At 74.7% G+C, this 20,160-nt stretch carries 3 protein-coding genes; all 3 read left to right on the top strand.

Features of this window, described 5'->3' with window-relative positions:
• From FHX81_RS36395 to FHX81_RS36385, 3 genes are read left to right on the top strand one after another with little or no spacing between them, the layout of a single operon-like run.
• Positions 1 to 18,699, top strand: a complete 18,699-nt coding sequence (locus FHX81_RS36395) for a non-ribosomal peptide synthase/polyketide synthase (protein WP_141983014.1) — start codon at positions 1 to 3, stop codon at positions 18,697 to 18,699.
• Positions 18,696 to 19,913 (top strand): MFS transporter, encoded by a 1,218-nt coding sequence (locus FHX81_RS36390; RefSeq protein ID WP_141983013.1) that lies wholly within the window; start codon positions 18,696 to 18,698, stop codon positions 19,911 to 19,913. Before FHX81_RS36395 ends, FHX81_RS36390 begins: the two co-directional genes overlap by 4 nt.
• Positions 19,910 to 20,101, top strand: coding sequence for an MbtH family protein (locus FHX81_RS36385; protein WP_053721198.1), 192 nt, complete (start codon positions 19,910 to 19,912; stop codon positions 20,099 to 20,101). Before FHX81_RS36390 ends, FHX81_RS36385 begins: the two co-directional genes overlap by 4 nt.
• Positions 20,102 to 20,160 lie beyond the last annotated feature (59 nt).

Raw genomic sequence — 20,160 nt, 5'->3', positions numbered from 1 at the left:
ATGACCACGTCCAAGAACGACCGCATCTCCGCGTTGCCGGAGCACCTCCGGGAGAAGCTGCGCGCGCGGCTGGCCGGCCGCGCCGCGCCGCGGGCCGACGTGATCCCGCCCGCGCCGCGCGACGAGCCGCTGCCGCTGTCGGCGGGCCAGCAGCGGCTGTGGTTCCTGGCCCAGTTCCAGCCCGGCAGCACCGAGTACACCAGCGCGACCGCGCTGCGGCTCACCGGCGCGCTGGACGTGCCGCGGCTGACCGACGCCGTGCGCGGGCTGGTGCGCCGGCACGAGTCGCTGCGCACCACCTTCGACCAGGTCGACGGCCGCCCGGTGCAGGTCGTGCACGACGACGTCGAGCTCGACCTGGAAGCCGTCGACGACCTGCGCGAGGTGCTGGACGAGCCGTTCGACCTGCGGCGCGGCCCGCTGTTCCGGGCCGCCCTGCGCACCGAGTCCGCCGACGCGCACGTGCTGCTGCTGGCCTCGCACCACATCGTGGTGGACGGCTGGTCGCTCGGCCTGCTGGCGGACGAGCTGGGCGCGCTGTACCGGGGCGAGACCCTGCCCGAGCCCTCGTTGCAGTACGCCGACTACGCCGTCTGGCAGCGCGGCCGGCCGGTGGACACCGGGTTCTGGGTCGACCGGCTGGCCGGCGTCGTGCCGCTGGACCTGCCCACCGACCGGCCGCGGCCCGCGGAGCGCACGTCGGCGGGCGCGACGCACGAGTTCACCGTGCCCGCCCGGCTGGCGGGCGACCTGGCCGAGCTGGCCCGGGTGAACGAGACCACCCTGTTCACCACGCTGGTCGCCGCGTGCCAACTGCTGCTGGCCCGCTACACCGGGCAGGACGACATCGCGGTCGGCACGGTCACCAGCGGGCGCAACCGGCCCGAGCTGGCCGGGCTGGTCGGCTTCCTGGTCGGCACCGTGGTACTGCGGTCCACCGTGGACACCTCGCGGTCGTTCACCGAGTTCCTGGCGGAGGTCAACCGCACCGCGCTGGACGCGTTCGCGCACGACGACGTGCCGTTCGACCGGGTGGTGGAAGCGGTGGGCGCGACCCGCGACCCGAGCCGCACCCCGCTGTTCGACGTGATGGTCGTCCTGCAGAACGCGGGCCGCGCGCTGCCCGAGCTGCCCGGCCTGCGGGTCGAGGAGCACCCGCTCAGCCGCGAGCTGGCCAACTTCGACCTGAGCGTCGACTTCACCCGGACCGACGACGGCCTGCACGGCCTGGTCGAGTACAGCACCGAGCTGTTCGACGCGGCCACGGTCGACCGGATGGCGCGGCACCTGCTCGCGCTGCTGGCGGGCATCACCGCCGACCCGCACCGGGCGATGGCCGAGCTGCCGCTGCTGCTCGGCGACGAGCCCGACGGCCGCGGCCGGGCGCTCGCCGTGCCGGACACCACGTTCCCGGCGCTGTTCGAGGCGCAGGCCCGCCGCACGCCGGACGCGACCGCGCTGGTGTGCGGTGACACCCGGCTCACCTTCGCCGAGGTCGACGCGCGGGCGAACCGGCTCGCGCACCACCTGCTGCGCGAGGGCGTCGGGCCGGAGCAGGTCGTCGCCCTGTCGGTGCCGCGCGGCACCGACTCGGTGGTCGGCATCCTGGGCATCCTGAAGGCGGGCGCGGTGTACCTGCCGGTCGACCCGGGGCTGCCCGAGGCCCGCCGGCGCTACCTGCTGGAGGACTCCGGCGCCGTGCTCGTGCTCGACGCCCCGGTCGACGGCTCGGACCTGCCCGACACGCGGCCGGACGTGGCCCTGCGGTCCGACCTCGCGGCCTACGTCATCTACACCTCCGGCTCGACCGGCAAGCCCAAGGGCGTCGTGGTCGAGCACCGGCAGCTCGTGAACCTCCTGCACAACCACCGGGACGACTTCGCCCGCGAGCACATGAGGGTCGCGGTGTCGGCCGTGTTCTCGTTCGACACGTCGTGGGAGGGCCCGCTGCTCATGGCCGACGGCCACGAGCTGCACGTGCTCACCGACGAGGTGCGGCTGGAGCCCACCGCGCTGGTGCGGTACGTGCGCGAGCACCGGATCGACTTCCTCGACCTCACCCCGTCCTACGTGCGGCAGCTCCTGCCCGTCGGGCTGCTCGACGGCGAGCACCGGCCCCGCGTGCTCATGCTCGGCGGCGAGGCCCTGGGCCCGGCGCTGTGGCGCGAGCTGGCCCAAGCCGACGTGGCCGCGCACAACTTCTACGGGCCGACCGAGACCACGGTGGACGCGCTGTCCTGCCTGGTCGCGGGCGACCGCCCGACGATCGGCCGTCCGCTGGCCAACCTGACCGCCCGGGTGCTGGACGACGACCTGCGGCCGCTGCCGGTGGGCGTGCCCGGTGAGCTGTTCATCGCCGGGCCGCAGGTGGCCCGCGGCTACCTCGGCCGACCCGGTCTGACCGCCGAGCGGTTCCCGGCCGACCCGTTCGGCCGGCCCGGCGAGCGCATGTACCGCACCGGCGACCGGGTGCGGTGGTCCGCCGACGGCACGGTCGAGTACCTGGGCCGCACCGACGACCAGGTCAAGATCCGCGGCTTCCGCATCGAGCCGGGCGAGGTCGAGGCCGCCCTCGCCACCCACCCGGACGTCACCGCGGCCGCTGTCGTCGCCCGCACCGACAACGGGCACACCCGGCTGGTCGCGTACGTGGTGACGACCGGAGCCGCCGACCTGCGGGCGCACCTGCGCGAGACGTTGCCCGACTACGCGATCCCGTCGGCGTTCGTCGAGCTGGACCAGCTGCCGCTGACGCCCAACGGCAAGCTGGACCGGGCCGCGCTGCCCGCGCCGCAGGCGGTCGCCGGCGGCGACTTCGTCGCCCCCCGCACGCCGGTGGAGGCGGAGCTGGCCCGGATCTGGGCCGAGGTGCTGGGGGCCGAGCGGATCGGCGTCGAGGACAACTTCTTCGCCGTGGGCGGCGACTCGATCCTGTCGATCCAGCTGGTGTCCCGGGCCCGCCAGGCCGGGCTGCACCTGACCTCGCGGGACGTGTTCCGGCACCAGACCGTGGCCGAGCTGGCGCTGGTGGTGTCGCGGGCCGACCGGACCGCGGTCGAGCCGGTGTTCACCGGGCCGGCGCCGCTCACGCCGATCCAGCGGTGGTTCTTCACCGAGTACGGCCCGCTGCCGCACTTCACCATGTCGCTGCTGGTCGAGCTGGAGCCCGGGGCGGACGCCGAGGCGTTGCGCGCCGCCGTGCGGACCGTCGTCGGTCACCACGACGCGCTGCGGCTGCGGTTCCGCGAGGTCGACGGGCGGTGGGTCCAGGAGGTCGCGGACACCGTCGCGGACACCGAGGTCGACGTGTTCCGGGTGGCGGCCGACGCCGACGTGGAGGCCGTCGCGCGGGACGCGCAACGCGGCCTGGACCTCGGCGCGGGGCCGGTGCTGCGCGCGGTGTTCCTCCCCGGCGCGCGGCCGAAGCTGCTGCTGACCGTGCACCACCTGGTGATGGACGGCGTGTCGTGGCGGGTCCTGCTCGGTGACCTGGAGCAGGCCTACCGGGGCGAGCCGCTGGAACCGGTCGGCACGTCGTTCACGCAGTGGGCGCACCGGCTGGACGAGCACGTGCGGTCCGGCGCGCTGGACGGCGCGCGGGAGCACTGGGAGTCGCTGCCAGAGCCGGAGGCGCTGCCGGTCGACCGGGACGGCGCGAACACCGCCGGGTCGGCGCGCGTGGTGTCGGTGCGGCTGGACCGGGCGACCACGGACGCGGTGCTGACGGCCGTGCCGCCGGTGTACCGCACGCAGGTCAACGACGTGCTGCTCAGCGCGCTCGGCAAGGCGTTGGCGGAGTGGACCGGGCGGCACGAGGTCGGCGTCACGCTGGAGGGCCACGGCCGCGAGGAACTGCTGCCGGGCGTGGACCTGACCCGCACGGTCGGCTGGTTCACCACGCAGTTCCCGGTGGTGCTGCCGGTCGGCGACGAGTGGGGCCGGACGCTGAAGTCGGTCAAGGAGGCGCTGCGCGCGCTCCCGCACCGCGGGCTGAGCTTCGGGGCGCTGGACGTCGGGAGACCGGGCGGCGGTCCGCTGCCGCAGGTCTCGTTCAACTACCACGGCCGGTTCGACGTGGCCGACGGCGGTTTCTACCGGGCCCGGCGCGACGCGGTCGGCGAGGACGTGCCGCCCGGCGCGCCGCGCACCCACCTGATCGAGGTGACCGGGCTGGTCGAGCGCGGCGAGCTGGAGCTGAGCTGGCAGTACTCCGAGCACGTGCACGACGAGGACACCGTGCGGCGGCTGGCCGAGCGGACGCTGGAGGCGTTGCGGGAGATCGTGGCGCACTGCGCGCGGCCCGGCGTCGGGGGCCGCACGCCGTCGGACTTCCCGCTCGCCCGCCTCACCCAGGAGCAGGTCGACGCGCTCGCCGGGCCGGACGTGGAGGACGTCCTCCCGCTCACGCCGTTGCAGGCCGGCATGGTGTTCCACAGCCTGGTCGAGCCCGGCACGTACGTCGACCGGATGCGGCTGGTGCTCGACGGCGTGCGCGACCCGGAGGCGTTGCGCCAGGCCTGGCAGCGGGTCGTGGACCGCACGCCCGTGCTGCGGTCGAGCGTGGCGTGGGACGGGCTCGCCGAGCCGGTGCAGGTCGTGCACCGGCACGTGGAGCTGCCCGGCGGGCCGGTGGACGCGCCGTTCGACCTCGGTGTCGCACCCCTGCTGCGGGTCGCCGTGACACCGTTGGGCGAGGACCGGGTCGAGCTGGTCTGGTCGTCGCACCACGTGATCCTGGACGGCTGGAGCACCGCGCAGGTGTTCGGCGAGGTGCTGGAGCAGTACCGGGCGATCACCACCGGCACACCCGCCCGGCTGCCCGCGCGGCGGCCGTTCCGCGACTACCTGCGCTGGCTGGCCGAGCAGGACAAGGGCGCGGCCGAGGCGCACTGGCGGACCGTGCTGTCCGACGTGGACGGACCGACACCGCTGCCGTTCGACCGCGCGCCCACGCGGGCGCACCGGTCGGAGGCGTCGGCGTCGGTGAAGTCCTCGCTGGACCTCGGTGACGCCGTGCAGCGCGCCGGCCTGACCGTCAACACGGTCGTGCAGGGCGCGTGGGCGTTGCTGCTGGCCCGCGCGAGCGGCGAGACCGACGTGGTGTTCGGCAGCACGGTGTCCGGCCGCCCGGCCGAGCTGCCCGGTGTCGAGTCGATGATCGGCATGCTGATCAACACCGTGCCGACCCGGGCGGTCGTGGACGGCACGGCCGAGGTGGGCGCGTGGCTGCGCGACTTCCAGGCGGCGCAGAGCGAGTCGCGGCGGTTCGAGCACACGTCGCTGGCCGAGATCCAGTCGTGGGTCGGGACGAGGCTGTTCGACTCCGTCGTGGTGTTCGAGAACTACCCGTACGAGCGGGACGGTGCCGGGCCGCGCGTGGTCGAGGTCGACGCGGTCGACAACACCACGCTGCCGTTGACGTTGAGCGCGTCGGTGACCGACCGGCTCGACCTCGACCTGGCCTACGACCCCGAGCTGTTCGACACCGCCACCGCCGAGCGGCTGGCCGGGTGGCTGCGCGCGCTGGTCCGGGCCATCGCGGCCGACCCGACCACGCGCGTCGCGGACCTGCCGTGGCTGACCGACGCCGAACGGCACCAAGTCCTGTTGGAGTGGAACCGCACCGGGCGGGACGCGCCCCGGGGGCTGTTCCCGGAGGTGTTCGCCGACCAGGCCCGCCGCACGCCGGGTGCGACCGCGCTGGTGTTCCACGACCGCGCCGGCGACCGCACCGCGTACACGTTCGCCGAGCTGGACGCCCGTACGAACCGGCTGGCGCACCACCTGCTCGCCCGCGGCGCGGGCCCGGAGCGCGCGGTCGCCGTCGTGCTGCCCCGCTCGGCCGACCTGGTGGTGGCCGTGCTCGCCGTGCTCAAGGCGGGCGCGGTGTACCTGCCGATCGACCCGGAGCTGCCCGCCGAGCGCATCGACTTCCTGCTGCGCGACGCGAGACCGGCGTCGGTGCTCGACACCGTGCCGGACCTGACCGGGTTGCCGGACACCCCGCCCGAGGTGGCGGTGCGCCCCGAGCAGGCCGCCTACCTGATCCACACGTCCGGGTCGACCGGCACGCCGAAGGGCGTCGTGGTCGAGCACCGGCAACTGGCGAACCTGTACCACGCCAACGAAGCCGCCCTGATGGGCGAACCGACCCGGTTCGCGGTCACCGCCACGTTCTCGTTCGACACGTCGTGGGAAGGCCTGCTGTTCCTGGCCGCGGGCAACGAGCTGCACGTCATCGACGAGGAGCTGCGGCTCGACCCGCCCGCGCTGGTCCGGTACATCACCGAGCACGGCATCGGCACGGTCGACCTCACCCCGTCCTACGCGCGGCAGCTGGTGCGGGCGGGGCTGCTGGAGTCCGGGCTGCGCGTGATCATGCTCGGCGGCGAGGCGGTGGACGCGGCGCTGTGGCGCGAGGTCGCCGCCTCCCCCGTGCGGGGTTTCAACCAGTACGGCCCCACCGAGGTCACGGTCGACGCGGTGGCCACGCCGGTGGTCGGCGACCGGCCGGTCATCGGGCGGCCGCTGGCCAACCTGTCGGCGTACGTGCTCGACGCCGACCTGCGGCCGGTGCCGCCCGGCGTGCCCGGCGAGCTGTTCCTGGGCGGCCCGCAGGTGGCGCGCGGGTACCTGGGCCGGCCCGGCCTGACCGCGCAGCGGTTCCAGGCCGACCCGTTCGGGCCGCCCGGCGCCCGCATGTACCGCACCGGTGACCGCGTGCGGTGGTTGCCCGACGGGACGTTGGAGTACCTGGGCCGGGCCGACGACCAGGTCAAGCTGCGCGGGTTCCGGATCGAGCCCGGCGAGGTCGAAGCGGCCCTGCTGGACGTGCCCGGCGTGCGGGAGTCCGCCGTGGTGGTCCGGGACAACCGGCTGATCGGGTACGTCACCGGCACGCCGGAGACCGACGCCCGGGACGCCCTGGCCCGCGTGCTGCCCGACTACCTGGTGCCGTCGGCCGTCGTCGTGCTCGACGACCTGCCGCTGTCGCCCAGCGGCAAGCTCGACCGGCGGGCGCTGCCCGAGCCCGACCTGACCGGCGGGTTCGTCGCGCCGCGCACCGACGCCGAGCGCGTGGTGGCCGACGTGCTGGCCGACGTCCTCGGGCTGGACCGGGTCGGCGCGCTCGACGACTTCTTCCGCCTCGGCGGCGACTCGATCCTCAGCATCCGCGTGACCTCGCGGTTGCGCGCGGCGTTCGGCGTGCAGTTGTCGCCGCGCGCGGTGTTCGAACACCCCACGGTGTCCGGCCTCGCCTCCGCCATCAGCACCGGGGCGGGTTCCGGCCAGGATGCGGTGGACGCCATCCCGGTGATCCCGCGCGATGGCGTCCACCCTCCGCTCACCCACCCGCAGTCGCCCGCGCAGCGGCGGCTGTGGTTCCTCGACCAGTTCGAGCCCGGCGGCACGGAGTACGTCACGCCCACCGCGCTGCGCCTGCGCGGACCGCTCGACCTGGACGCGCTGCGCCGCGCCCTCGACGGCCTGGTGGCCCGGCACGAGTCGCTGCGCACGACGTTCGACGACGGCGTGCAGCTCGTGCACGCGCCGTACGAGGTGCCGCTCGCGGTCGAGGACAGCGCGTGGGAGGCGGTGCTGCGGGAAGAGGTCGGCACACCGTTCGACCTGCGCGAGGGGCCGCTGCTGCGGACCAGGCTGGTGCGGGTGTCGCCCGACGAGCACGTGCTCGTGCTGACGCTGCACCACATCGTCACCGACGGCTGGTCGACCGGGGTGCTGGCCCGCGACCTCGGCGCGCTGTACGCGGGCGAGGAGCTGCCGCCGCTCGCCGCGCAGTACGTGGACTACACGGCGTGGCTGCCGGAGCCCGAAGTCGGCTACTGGGCCGAGCGCCTGGCCGGCGTGGCGCCGCTGGAGCTGCCGACCGACCGCCCGCGCCCGGCGGTCCGCGGCACGGCGGGCGCGAAGCACGGGTTCACCGTGCCGGCGCCGGTCGCCGAGGCGCTCGCGGCGTTGACCGCCGAGCACGGCGACACGCTGTTCACCACGTTGCTGACGGCCACGAAGGTGCTGCTGGCCCGCTACACCGGGCAGGACGACATCGCGGTCGGCACGGCGGTGTCCGGGCGCGGCCGGGCCGAGCTGGACGACGTGGTCGGCTTGTTCGTCAACACCGTCGTGCTGCGGTCCGCGGTGGACCTGCGGCGCTCGTTCACCGAGGTGCTGGCCGCCGTGCGGGACACCGTGCGGGACGGCTTCGCGCACCAGGACGTGCCGTTCGAGCGGGTGGTGGAGGCGGTCAACCCGGACCGCGACCCGAGCCGCAACCCGGTGTTCGACGCCATGGTGCTGATGCAGAACTTCGGGGCCGACGTGCCCGTCCTGCCCGGACTGGACGTGGCGGAGGTGGGCCTGCCGCTGCTGACCTCGCTGTGCGACGTCACGTTCGAGTTCGGCGAGGAGGACGGCGAGCTGCGCGGCGCGGTCGAGTACAGCACCGACCTGTTCGACGCCGGCACGATCGACCGGATGGCCCGGCACCTGGTCGCCCTGCTGGAGGGCGTCACCGCGGCACCGGACCGGCCGCTGGTCGAGGTGCCGTTGCTGCTGGGCGACGAGCCGGACGGCCACGGCGTGCGGCTGGAGGTCCCGGAGGTCACGTTCGCCGAGGCGTTCGAGGCGCGGGCTCGGCTCACGCCCGACGCGGGCGCGGTGGTGTGCGGCGGCACGCGGCTCACGTTCGCCGAGGCCGACGCGCGGGCCAACCGGCTCGCGCACCACCTGCTGGCACACGGCGCGGGCCCGGAGCGGGTGGTCGCGGTGACGCTGCCGCGCTCGGCCGACTCCGTGGTGGCGATCCTGGCCGTGCACAAGGCGGGCGCGGTGTACCTGCCGGTGGACCGGGACCTGCCGCCCGAGCGGATCGACTTCCTGCTCCGCGACGCCCGCCCGGCGCTGGTGCTGGACGAGGTGCCCGACCTGTCCGCCTGCCTCGGCACGCGACCGGACGTGGTCGTGCGGCCGGACCAGGCCGCCTACGTCATCTACACGTCCGGCTCGACCGGCGTGCCCAAGGGCGTCGTGGTCGAGCACCGGCAACTGACCAACCTGATGCACAACCACCACCGGGCGTTCGAAGGCGAGCCGCCCATGCGGGTCGCGCTGACCGCCGTGTTCTCGTTCGACACGTCGTGGGAAGAGCTGCTGTTCATGGCCGCCGGCCACGAGCTGCACGTGCTGACCGACGACGTCCGGCTCGAGTCGCACGGGCTGGTCGAGCACGTCCGGGAGCACCGGATCGACCTGCTCGACCTGACCCCGTCACACGCCGCGCAGCTCCTCCCGCTCGGGCTGCTCGACGGCGAGCACGCGCCGAGGCACCTGCTGCTCGGCGGCGAAGCGCTGCCGGGGCCGCTGTGGCGGGCCCTGGTCGAGTCCGGGGTCACCGCGCACAACTTCTACGGCCCCACCGAGGTGACGGTGGACGCGGTGTCCACCGTCGTCACCGGCGACCGCCCGCTGATCGGGCGCCCGCTGGGCAACCTCGTCGCGCACGTGCTGGACGAGGACCTGCGGCCGGTGCCGGTCGGCGTGCCGGGTGAGCTGTTCCTCGCCGGCGCGCAGGTGTCCCGCGGCTACCACGACCGCCCGGGGCTGACCGCGCAGCGGTTCCTCCCGGACCCGTTCGGCGAGCCGGGCGCGCGCATGTACCGCACCGGCGACCGCGTGCGGTGGATCGGCGATCGACTGGAGTACCTGGGCCGCAACGACGACCAGGTGAAGATCCGCGGCTTCCGCGTCGAGCTCGGCGAGGTGGAGGCGGCGCTGCTGCGGCACCCGGAGGTGGTGCAGGCCGCCGTGGTGGTCCGCGAGCACCACGGCCACCGGCGGCTCGTCGCCTACACCGTCGGCACGGCCGACGACCTGACCGGCTGGCTCAGGCAGCGGCTGCCCGACTACCTGGTGCCGTCGGCGTTCGTGGCGCTGGAGGCGTTGCCGGTGACGCCGGCGGGCAAGGTGGACCGGCGGGCGCTGCCCGCGCCGACCTTCACCGAGGCCGGGTACGTGGCGCCGGAGCCCGGTGTCGCGGCCGTGCTCGCCGACATCTGGGCCGAGGTGCTCGGCGTCGACCGGGTCGGCGCGCGGGACAACTTCTTCGCCCTGGGCGGCGACTCGATCCTGAGCATGCAGGTCGTGTCGCGGGCGCGGCAGGCCGGGCTGAAGCTCACGTCCAAGGACGTGTTCCTGCGCCAGACCGTCGCCGACCTCGCCCTCGCCGTCACCGACGACACCCCGGCGGCGCACCGGACCGTGACCGGGCCCGCGCCGCTGACCCCCATCCAGCGCTGGTTCTTCGCCGAGCACGGCCCGCTGGCGCACTTCACCATGTCCGTCGTGGTGGAGCTCGGCGACGTCGAGCCGGCCGCGGTGCGCGACGCCGTGCGGGCCGTGGTCGCGCACCACGACGCCCTGCGGCTGCGGTTCACTCAGGTCGACGGCGTCTGGTGGCAGGAGGTGGCGCAGGCGGAGACCGCCGAGGTGTTCCGGGTCGCCTCGGGCGACCTCGCCGCCGAAGCGCACCTGGCCCGCACGAGCCTGGACCTGCGGCACGGCCCGTTGCTGCGCGCGGTGCTGTTCGACGACGGCAGGCTGTTCGTCACCGCCCACCACCTGGTGGTGGACGCGGTGTCGTGGCGGATCGTGCTGGAGGACCTGGAGCACGCGCTCGCCGGCCGCGACCTCGGGCCGAGGAGCACCGCGTTCACCGACTGGGCGCACCGGCTCGACCGGCACGTGCGCGAGGGCCGGTTCGACCACGCCCTGCCGCACTGGGCCGCCGTTCCGGTGGAGGAGCCCGTGCCGACGTCGGCGGGCAGCGCGCGGACGGTGTCGGTGCGGCTGGGCCGCGCCGACACCGACGCCCTGCTGCACGCCGTGCCCGACGCCTACCGCACGCAGGTCAACGACGTGCTGCTGACCGCGCTGACCTCGGCGTTCGCCGGGCGGGCGCTGGTGGCGCTGGAGGGCCACGGCCGGGAGGAGATCCTCGACGGCGTGGACCTGTCCCGCACGGTCGGCTGGTTCACCGCGCAGTTCCCGGTCGCGCTGGAGCTGCCGGGGGACGGCGATTGGGGTGCCGCGCTGAAGTCGGTCAAGGAGCAGTTGCGCGCCATCCCGGACAAGGGGCTGGGCTACGAAGCCCTCAAGTACTCCGACCGCGGCGTCACGGGCGCGTTGCCGCGCGTGTGCTTCAACTACCTGGGCCGGTACGACGACGAAGGCCCCGACGTCGACCACGGCCGTGAGGTGCCCGACGACGCCACCCGGCCGAACCTGCTCGACATCACCGCCGCCGTGTCGGCGGGCGAGCTGGTGCTGGAGTGGGAGTACTCGACCGAGGCGCACGACGAGGTCGCGGTGCGGGCGCTGGCCGACCGGATGACCGACGCGCTGCGCGGGATCGTCGCGTACTGCGCCCGCCCCGACGCCTGGGGCCGCACGCCGTCGGACTTCCCGCTGGCACGGCTCACCGCCGAGCAGGTGGACCGGATCGCCGACCGGGACGTCGAGGACGTCTACCCGCTCACGCCGTTGCAGGCGGGCATGGTGTTCCACAGCCTGATGGACGACGGCACGGCTTACGTCAACCAGGTGCGGGTGCGACTGTCCGGTGTGGACGACCCGGGGCGGTTCGCGCGGGCGTGGCAGCGGGTGGTCGACCGGACGCCCGTCCTGCGCACCGAGGTCGTGTGGGAGGGCTTGGACGAGCCGGTGCAGGTGGTGCGGCGCGGCGTGACCGTGCCGGTGACCTTCGCCGACGTCACCGACGAGCTGGTGGCGGCCGACGCCGCCGCGGGCGTCGACCTGACCACCGCGCCCCTGATGCGGCTGGCGGTCGGGCGCGCGTCGGACACCGAGGTCGACCTGCTGTGGACCTCGCACCACCTGCTGCTCGACGGCTGGAGCACGGCGCAGGTGTTCGGCGAGGTGCTGGCCGAGTACGCGGGCGGCCCGGCCCCGGCGCGGCGGCCGTTCCGCGACTACCTGGCCTGGCTCGCCGAGGTCGACCAGGCGGCCGCGGAGGCCTACTGGCGGGGCGTGGTGTCCGGGTTCGAGACGCCCACCCCGCTGCCGTTCGACCGGCCGCCCGCCGAGGCGCACCGCGCCGAGTCGTCCGCGCAGGTCGTGCTGGACCTGCCCGCCGACCGGCTGGACGCGGTCGCCCGCGCGCACGGCCTCACGGTGAACACGCTGGTGCAGGGCGCGTGGGCGCTGCTGCTGGCCCGCACCTCGGGGCAGCGGGACGTGGTGTTCGGCAGCACGGTGTCCGGCCGCCCGGCCGAGCTGCCCGGCGTCGAGACGATCGTCGGCATGTTCATCAACACCGTGCCCACCAGGGTGTCCGTGGAGTCCGACGCCGAGGTGGTCGACTGGCTGCGCCGGGTGCAGGACTCGCAGACCGAGGCGCGGCAGTACGAGCACGTGTCGTTGGCGCAGGTGCAGAACTGGGCCGGCGGGCGGCTGTTCGACAGCCTGCTGGCGTTCGAGAACTACCCGGTGGAGAAGGACGCGCCGGACGGCGCGCCCGGCATCGGCGAGGTGGACGGCCTGGACACCACGTCGTACCCCCTCGCGGTCCGCGCGCACGTGGACGAGGCGTTGCACGTGGAGCTGACCTACGACCCGCGGCTGTTCGACGCGGGCACGATCGCCACGCTCGGCGACCGGTTGGCCCGGCTGCTCGACGCGATCGGCGCGGACCCCCGCCGGCGGGTGTTCGAGCTGCCGTGGCTGTCCGACGAGGACCGCGACCGGGTGCTGGTGACGTGGAACGGCACGTCGTCCGGCGCGGTGGTCGAGGACACCGTCCCGTCGCTGTTCGCCGCCCAGGCGGCGCGCACGCCGGACGCGGTGGCGGTCACGTGCGGGGGCGGGAGCCTCACCTACCGCGAGCTGGACGAGCGGTCCAACCGGTTGGCGCACCACCTGGTCGCGCGAGGCGCGGGACCGGAGTCGCTGGTGGCGTTGCGGTTCCCGCGCTCGCCGGACCTCGTGGTGGCGGTGCTGGGCGTGCTGAAGGCGGGCGCGGCCTACCTGCCGCTGGACCTGTCGTACCCGGCGGACCGGGTCGCGCACATGATCGAGGACGCCCGGCCCGCGGTGACGCTGGAGGCGCTGCCCGACCTGTCCGGGATGCCGGCGCACGCGCCGGACGTGCCGCTGCGGCCGGAGAACACCGCGTACGTGATCTACACCTCCGGTTCGACGGGCCGCCCCAAGGGCGTCGTGGTGCCGCACTCGAACGTGGTGCGGCTGTTCACCGCGACCGACCACTGGTTCGGCTTCGGGCCGGACGACGTGTGGACGTTGTTCCACAGCTACGCGTTCGACTTCTCGGTGTGGGAGCTGTGGGGCCCGCTGCTGCGCGGCGGCCGGCTGGTCGTGGTGCCGCACGAGGTGTCGCGGTCGCCGCGCGAGTTCGCCCGCCTGGTGGCCGACGAGGGCGTCACGGTGCTCAACCAGACGCCGTCGGCGTTCTACCAGCTGCTGGAGGAGGCGCCCGACCTCGACGTCCGGTACGTGATCTTCGGCGGCGAGGCGCTGGACGTGCGCAAGCTGTCCGCGTGGCGCGGCACCGGCGCGTTGGTCAACATGTACGGGATCACCGAGACCACCGTCCACGTGACGTGGACGCACGCCGACGGCTCGATCGGCGTGCCCATCCCCGACCTGCGCGTCTACGTGCTGGACGACGAGCTGCAACCGGTCGCGCCCGGCGTGGTCGGCGAGATGTTCGTGGCCGGTCCCGGCGTGGCGCGCGGCTACCTCGGCCGGCCCGGCCTGACCGCGCAGCGGTTCCCCGCCGACCCGTTCGGCGCGCCCGGTACGCGGATGTACCGCACCGGCGACCTGGCGCGGTGGGTGGACGGCCGGCTGGAGTACTTCGGCCGCGCGGACCAGCAGGTGAAGATCCGCGGGTTCCGCATCGAGCTGGGCGAGATCGAGGCGGTGCTCGCCGCGCACGACGCCGTGGCGCAGGTCGCGGTGATCGTGCGGGAGGACCGGCTGGTCGCCTACTACGTGCCCGCCGGGGCGGCCGACGCCGCGGGGCTGCGCGAGCACGTCGAGCGGTCGCTGCCCGATTACATGGTGCCGACCGCGTACGTGGCGCTGGAGCGGTTGCCGCTCAACGCCAACGGCAAGCTGGACCGGGCGGCGCTGCCCGCGCCGGAGCGCGAGGCGTCGGCGGCGGGCGGGTTCGTCGCGCCGCGCACCGAGGCCGAACGGCTCGTGGCGCGGGTGTGGGCGGACGTGCTCGGGCTGGCCGAGGTGGGCGCCGAGGACAACTTCTTCACCCTCGGCGGCGACTCGATCTCCAGCATCCGGGTGGTGTCGCGGCTGCGGTCGTCGTTCGACGTCTCGCCGCGCGACCTGTTCGACCACCCGACCGTGGCGGCGCTCGCGGCCCGGCTGTCCGGGTCCTCGCCCGGGGGATCGGACGCCGGGGACGGCGCGATCACGCGGGTCGACGGTGACGGGCCGCTGTCGTTCGCGCAGCAGCGGCTGTGGTTCCTGGACCAGTTCCAGCCCGGCGGCACGGAGTACGTGACGCCGCTGGCCGTGCGGCTGCGCGGCGCGCTGGACGTGCCGCGGCTGGAGCGGGCGCTGACCGCTCTGGTCGAGCGGCACGAGGCGTTGCGGACCACGTTCCCGGCGGTGGACGGGCTGCCGGTGGCGGTGGTGCGGCCGGCCGCGGACGTGGCGCTGCCGGTGGTCGACGCGCTGCCCGTGCCGGAGCCGTTCGACCTGGCCGAGGGTCCGCTGTTCCGGCCGGCGCTGGTGCGGTGCGGCCCCGACGACCACGTGCTGGCGCTGACGATGCACCACATCGTCACCGACGGCTGGTCCGGCGGGGTGCTGATGTCCGACCTGGCCGCGCTGTACGGCGGCGAGGAGCTGCCGCCGCTGCCCATCCGGTACGGCGACTTCGCCGCCTGGCAGCGCGAGCGGCCGCTGGACGCGCAGCTCGAGTACTGGCGCGACCAGCTCGCCGCGGTGCCCGCGCTGGAGCTGCCGACCGACCGGCCCCGGCCGCCCGTGCAGACGACGGCGGGCGCGCAGGCGGAGTTCGCGGTGCCGCCCGCGGTGGCGCGGCGGCTCCGGGAGCTGGCCCGGGCCGTGGACGGCACGCTGTTCATGGCGTTGGTGGCCGCCTGCGAGGTGCTGCTGCACCGGTGGTCCGGGCAGGACGACTTCGCGGTCGGCACGGTGGCGTCCGGGCGGGACCGGCCGGAGACGCAGGACCTGGTCGGGTTCTTCGTCAACACGGTCGCGCTGCGGGCGCGGATCGAGCCGTCGGCGACGTTCCCGGAGTTCCTGGCCCGCACCCGCGCGACCGTGCTGGACGCGTTCGCGCACCAGGACGTGCCGTTCGAGCGGGTGGTCGACGCGGTGCAGCCCGACCGCGACACCAGTCGCACGCCGCTGTTCCAGGCCGTGGTGGCGCTGCAGAACGCGCCGCAGGCGCCGGGCTTCCCCGGCGTGGTCGCGCAGGACGTGGCGCAGCCGACGGTGAGCAGCAGCTTCGACGTGACGCTGGAGTTCACCGAGACCGACGACGGCGGGCTGCACGGGTCGGTCGAGTACAACACCGACCTGTTCGACGCGGGCACGGTCGAGCGGCTGGTCGCGCACCTGGGCGAGCTGCTGGCCGGCATCGCGGCCGACGCCGACCGCCCGCTGTGGGCGCTGCCCGTGCTGCCCGAGGCGGAGCGGGAGCTGCTGGCGGCGTGGGGCGACACCGGACCGGCCGCCACCGGACCCGGGTTCGTGGAGCTGGTGGAGGCGCAGGTCGCGCGCACGCCGGACGCGGTGGCGCTCACCGGCGCGGCGGACGTGACCTACGCCGAGCTGAACGCCCGCGCGAACCGGTTGGCGCACCACCTGGTCGGGCTGGGCGCGGGACCGGAGCGGATCGTCGCGCTGCGGCTGCCCCGCTCGGCCGACCTGCTGGTGGCGGAACTCGCGGTGCTCAAGGCGGGCGCGGCGTTCCTGCCGGTCGACCCGGAGTACCCGGCCGAGCGGATCGCTTTCATGCTCGACGACGCCCGGCCGCTGGTCGTGCTGGACGGCCCGGTGGACGTGTCCGGGCAGCCCGACACGAATCCCGGTGTGGCGGTGCGGCCGGAGCACCCGGCGTACGTGATCTACACGTCCGGGTCGACCGGCCGGCCGAAGGGCGTGGTGGTGTCGCACGCCGGGCTGGCCACGTTCTCGGCGGCCGAGGTCGCGCACTTCGGGGTGTCGCCGGGCGACCGGGTGCTGGAGTTCTCCTCCCCCAGCTTCGACGCCTCGGTGCTGGAGCTGTGCATGGCGTGGCCCGCGGGCGCGGCGCTCGTCGTGCCACCGCCCGGTCCGCTGCTGGGCGACCAGCTCGCCGAGGTGATCGAGGCGTTCGGCGTCACGCACGCCCTGATCCCGCCGGTCGCGCTGGCGACCATGCCCGACGCGGCGCTGCCCGCGTTCCGCACGCTGATCGTCGGCGGCGACGCGTGCTCGGCGGACCTCGTGCGCCGGTGGGCACCCGGCCGGCGGATGATCAACGCCTACGGCCCCACCGAGTCCACCGTGGTCACGTCGTGGAGCGAGCCGCTGGAGCCCGGCGGCACGCCGCCGATCGGCCGGCCGATCCCCGGGACGCGGGTGCACGTGCTCGACGCCGAGCTGCGGCCCGTGCCGATCGGGGTGCCGGGCGAGCTGTACGTCGCCGGTGTCGGCCTGGCCCGCGGCTACCTGGACCGGCCGGGGCTGACCGCGTCGCGGTTCCTGGCCGACCCGTTCGGGCCGGCGGGGTCGCGCATGTACCGCACCGGCGACGTGGTGCGGTGGACCTCGCGGGGTGTGCTGGAGTTCGTCGGCCGGGCCGACGAGCAGGTGAAGATCCGCGGCTTCCGGATCGAGCTCGGCGAGATCGAGACGGCCCTGCTGGCGCACCCCGACGTGCGCGAGGCGGTCGTGGTGGCGCGGGCGGACGCGCGGGGCCACAAGCGGCTCGTCGCCTACGTCGTCGGCGAGGTGGCGAAGCTGCGGGAGTTCCTGGGCGAGTCGCTGCCGGACTACCTGGTGCCGTCGGCGTTCGTGCCGGTGGACGCGCTGCCGATCAGCCCCAACGGCAAGGTGGACCGGGCGCGGCTGCCCGAGCCGGACTTCGGCGCGCTGGTCGGCGCCGGGTACGTCGCGCCGTCCGGACCGGTGCAGGAAGCGCTGGCGGCGGTGTGGGCGGACGTGCTCAACGTGCCGAAGGTCGGCGCGGAGGACAACTTCTTCACCCTCGGCGGCGACTCGATCCTGAGCATGCAGGTCGTGGCGCGGGCGCGGCAGGCCGGGTACCGGTTCGGCACCCGCGACCTGTTCGTGCACCAGACCGTCGCCTCGCTCGCGCCGCACGTCACGGTCGAGGTCGTGTCGACGGCCGACCGGGCGGCGGTGGTGGGCGACGTGCCGCTGACCCCGATCCAGCACTGGTTCCTCACCTCCGGGCGGCGCGGCCCGCACCACTTCAACCAGTCGCACCTGGTGGAGCTGGACCCGGCGGTGGACGTGGCCGCGCTGCGGCGGGCGTTGGGCGTGCTGATGGCGCACCACGACGCCTTGCGGCTGCGGTTCACGCGGGTCGACGGCGGGTGGCGGCAGCACAACGACCCCGTGTCCGACGTCGACGTGCTGACCGTCGTGGACGGCGCGGACCGGTTGGAGGAGGTCGCCGACGAGGTGCACGCCTCGTTCGACCTGGCGACCGGGCCGCTGTTCAAGGCGGTGCTGTTCCGCGCGTCCGGGGACGACCGGCCGCTGCTGCTGCTCGTCGCGCACCACCTGGTGGTCGACGGGGTGTCGTGGCGGATCCTGCTGGACGACCTGGACACCGCGTACCGGGGCGGGGACCTGGGCGCCAAGACCACCTCGTTCCAGGAGTGGTCGCGGCGGCTGGAGGCCCACGTGCTCGGCGGCGCGCTGGACGACGAGGTCGAGCACTGGCGGCAGTCGTTCCCGCCGTTCCCGACGCCGAGCGGCACGCCGGAAGCGGTGACCGTGGAGCTGTCCGAGCCGGACACCGAGGCGTTGCTGCGCGGCGCGCCCGCCGCCTACCGGACCCGGATCAACGACGTGCTGCTGGCCGCGCTGGCGTGGGCGCTGTCCCGGTGGACGGGGTCGCCGCGGGTCGCGGTCGACCTGGAGGGCCACGGGCGCGAGGACGTGCTCGACGTGGACCTCTCCCGGACCGTCGGCTGGTTCACCACCGTGTTCCCGGTGACGCTGGAGGTGCCGGACGGCGGGTGGCGCGACCGGGTGAAGGCGGTGCGGCGGCAGTTGCGGGCCGTGCCGGGCAACGGGTTCGGGTACGGGGCGCTGCGGCAGCACGGCCTGGTGCCCGACGGCGGGCGGCCCGCGGTGTCGTTCAACTACCTGGGCCAGTTCGACATGGGCCCGTCCTCCGGGGGAGCGGACGAGCCGACCGGCCTCTACCGGGCGGTGCGGCCGTCGGTCGGCGCGGACCACGACCCGGCCGACGCCGGCGACCACGCGCTCGACGTGGTCGGCGAGGCCGGGAAGACGTTGGGCTTCACCTTCTACTACCACCCGTCCACGCACCCGGAGGCGGAGGTCGGGGCGGTGGCGGCCGACTTCGCCGCCGCGTTGCGGGCGATCGCCGCGGACTGCCGGGGTGCGCTGTGACGACGTCGTTGGCCCGCAACCGGAACTACACGCTGCTGTGGGGCGGCCAGGCGCTGGCCGAGGTGGGGTTCAGCGCCTCCATGCTGGCCCTGCCGCTGCTGGTGCTGTTCCTGACCGACTCGCCCGTGCTGTCCGGCCTGGTGCTGACCGTGGACGCCACGGCGCAGCTCCTGGTCGGGCTGCCGGCCGGCGCGCTGGTCGACCGGTGGGACCGCCGCCGGATCATGCTGTGCTGCGAGGCCGCCCAGGTGCTCACCCTGGGCGGGCTCGTGGCCGCGGTGCTGGCCGACGCGGTCACCGTCCCGCACGTCATGGCGGTCGCCGCGGTGCTCGGCGTGTGCCGGGCGCTGTTCGAACCGGCCGAGGACGCGTGCCTGCCCCGGCTCGTGCCGGACTCGCAACTGGCCACCGCGGTGGCGATGAACAGCGCGCGGTCGTCGTTGGGGCAGATGGCGGGGACGGCGCTGGGCGGCGTGCTGCTGGCCGTGGCGCGCTGGCTGCCGTTCCTGGTGGACATGCTCACGCACGTGGTGGCGTTCGTGGCGCTGCTGTTCCTGCGGGTGCCGCCGTCCGCGCCGGTCGAGTCCCACCCGCACCTGCTGCGCTCGATCGGCGAGGGCCTGCGGTGGGTGTGGAGCCGGCGCGAGATCCGGGTGACGGCCCTGTGCGCGGTGGTGCTGAACCTGTTCTTCACCGCGTTCTACGTGGTCGTCATCGTCCTGGTGGAGGACCGGGGCGCGTCGGGGGCCGAGATCGGCGTGATGGCGGCGATGCTCGGCGTCGGTGGGGTGCTCGGCGCCCTGGCCGCGCCCCGGCTGCACCACGCGCTCGGCCCGCACCGGTCGATCGCGTCGGTGTTCTGGGTGCTCGCGGTGCTGGTGCCGTGCGCCCTGCTGGTGGAGTCGCCCTACCTGCTCGGGGTGCTGTTCGCGCTGATGAGCTTCCTGGCGCCGACGGCCAACACCACCATCGGCACCCACCAGTTGTTGCTCACGCCCGACGAGCTGCGCGGGAGGCTCAGCGGCGTGATGGGTGTCGTCGTCGGCGGCGCGGGCGCGGTCGGCCCGCTGGTCGGCGGCGTGCTGACCCAAGCGCTGTCGGCGCGCACCGCCGTGCTCGTGTGCGCGGCGGGCATTGCGTTGATCACGGTTTTCGTCACGGTGAGCCCGACTCTGCGCGGGTACGCGAAGTCACAAGAGGAGAAGAAGGCATGAGGGACGACATCACCTACCAGGTCCTGGTCAACGACGAGGGCCAGTACTCGCTGTGGCCCGCGCACCACGACGTGCCCGCCGGCTGGCGGTTCGAGGGCACCAAGGGCACCAAGGACGAGTGCTCGGCGCACGTCGACGAGGTGTGGACGGACATGCGGCCGGCGTCGTTGCGGGCGGCGATGGACTGAGGCCGGCCGTGCGCGGCCCGCGGGCGTGCTCCCGCGGGCCGCGCGGCGGGGTCGGGTGG

Origin of the sequence: Saccharothrix saharensis (assembly GCF_006716745.1) — a bacterium.
Classification (GTDB): domain Bacteria; phylum Actinomycetota; class Actinomycetes; order Mycobacteriales; family Pseudonocardiaceae; genus Actinosynnema; species Actinosynnema saharense.
The sequence above is the reverse complement of the archived record's forward strand: the minus strand, read 5'-3'. Positions and strand labels throughout refer to the sequence as shown.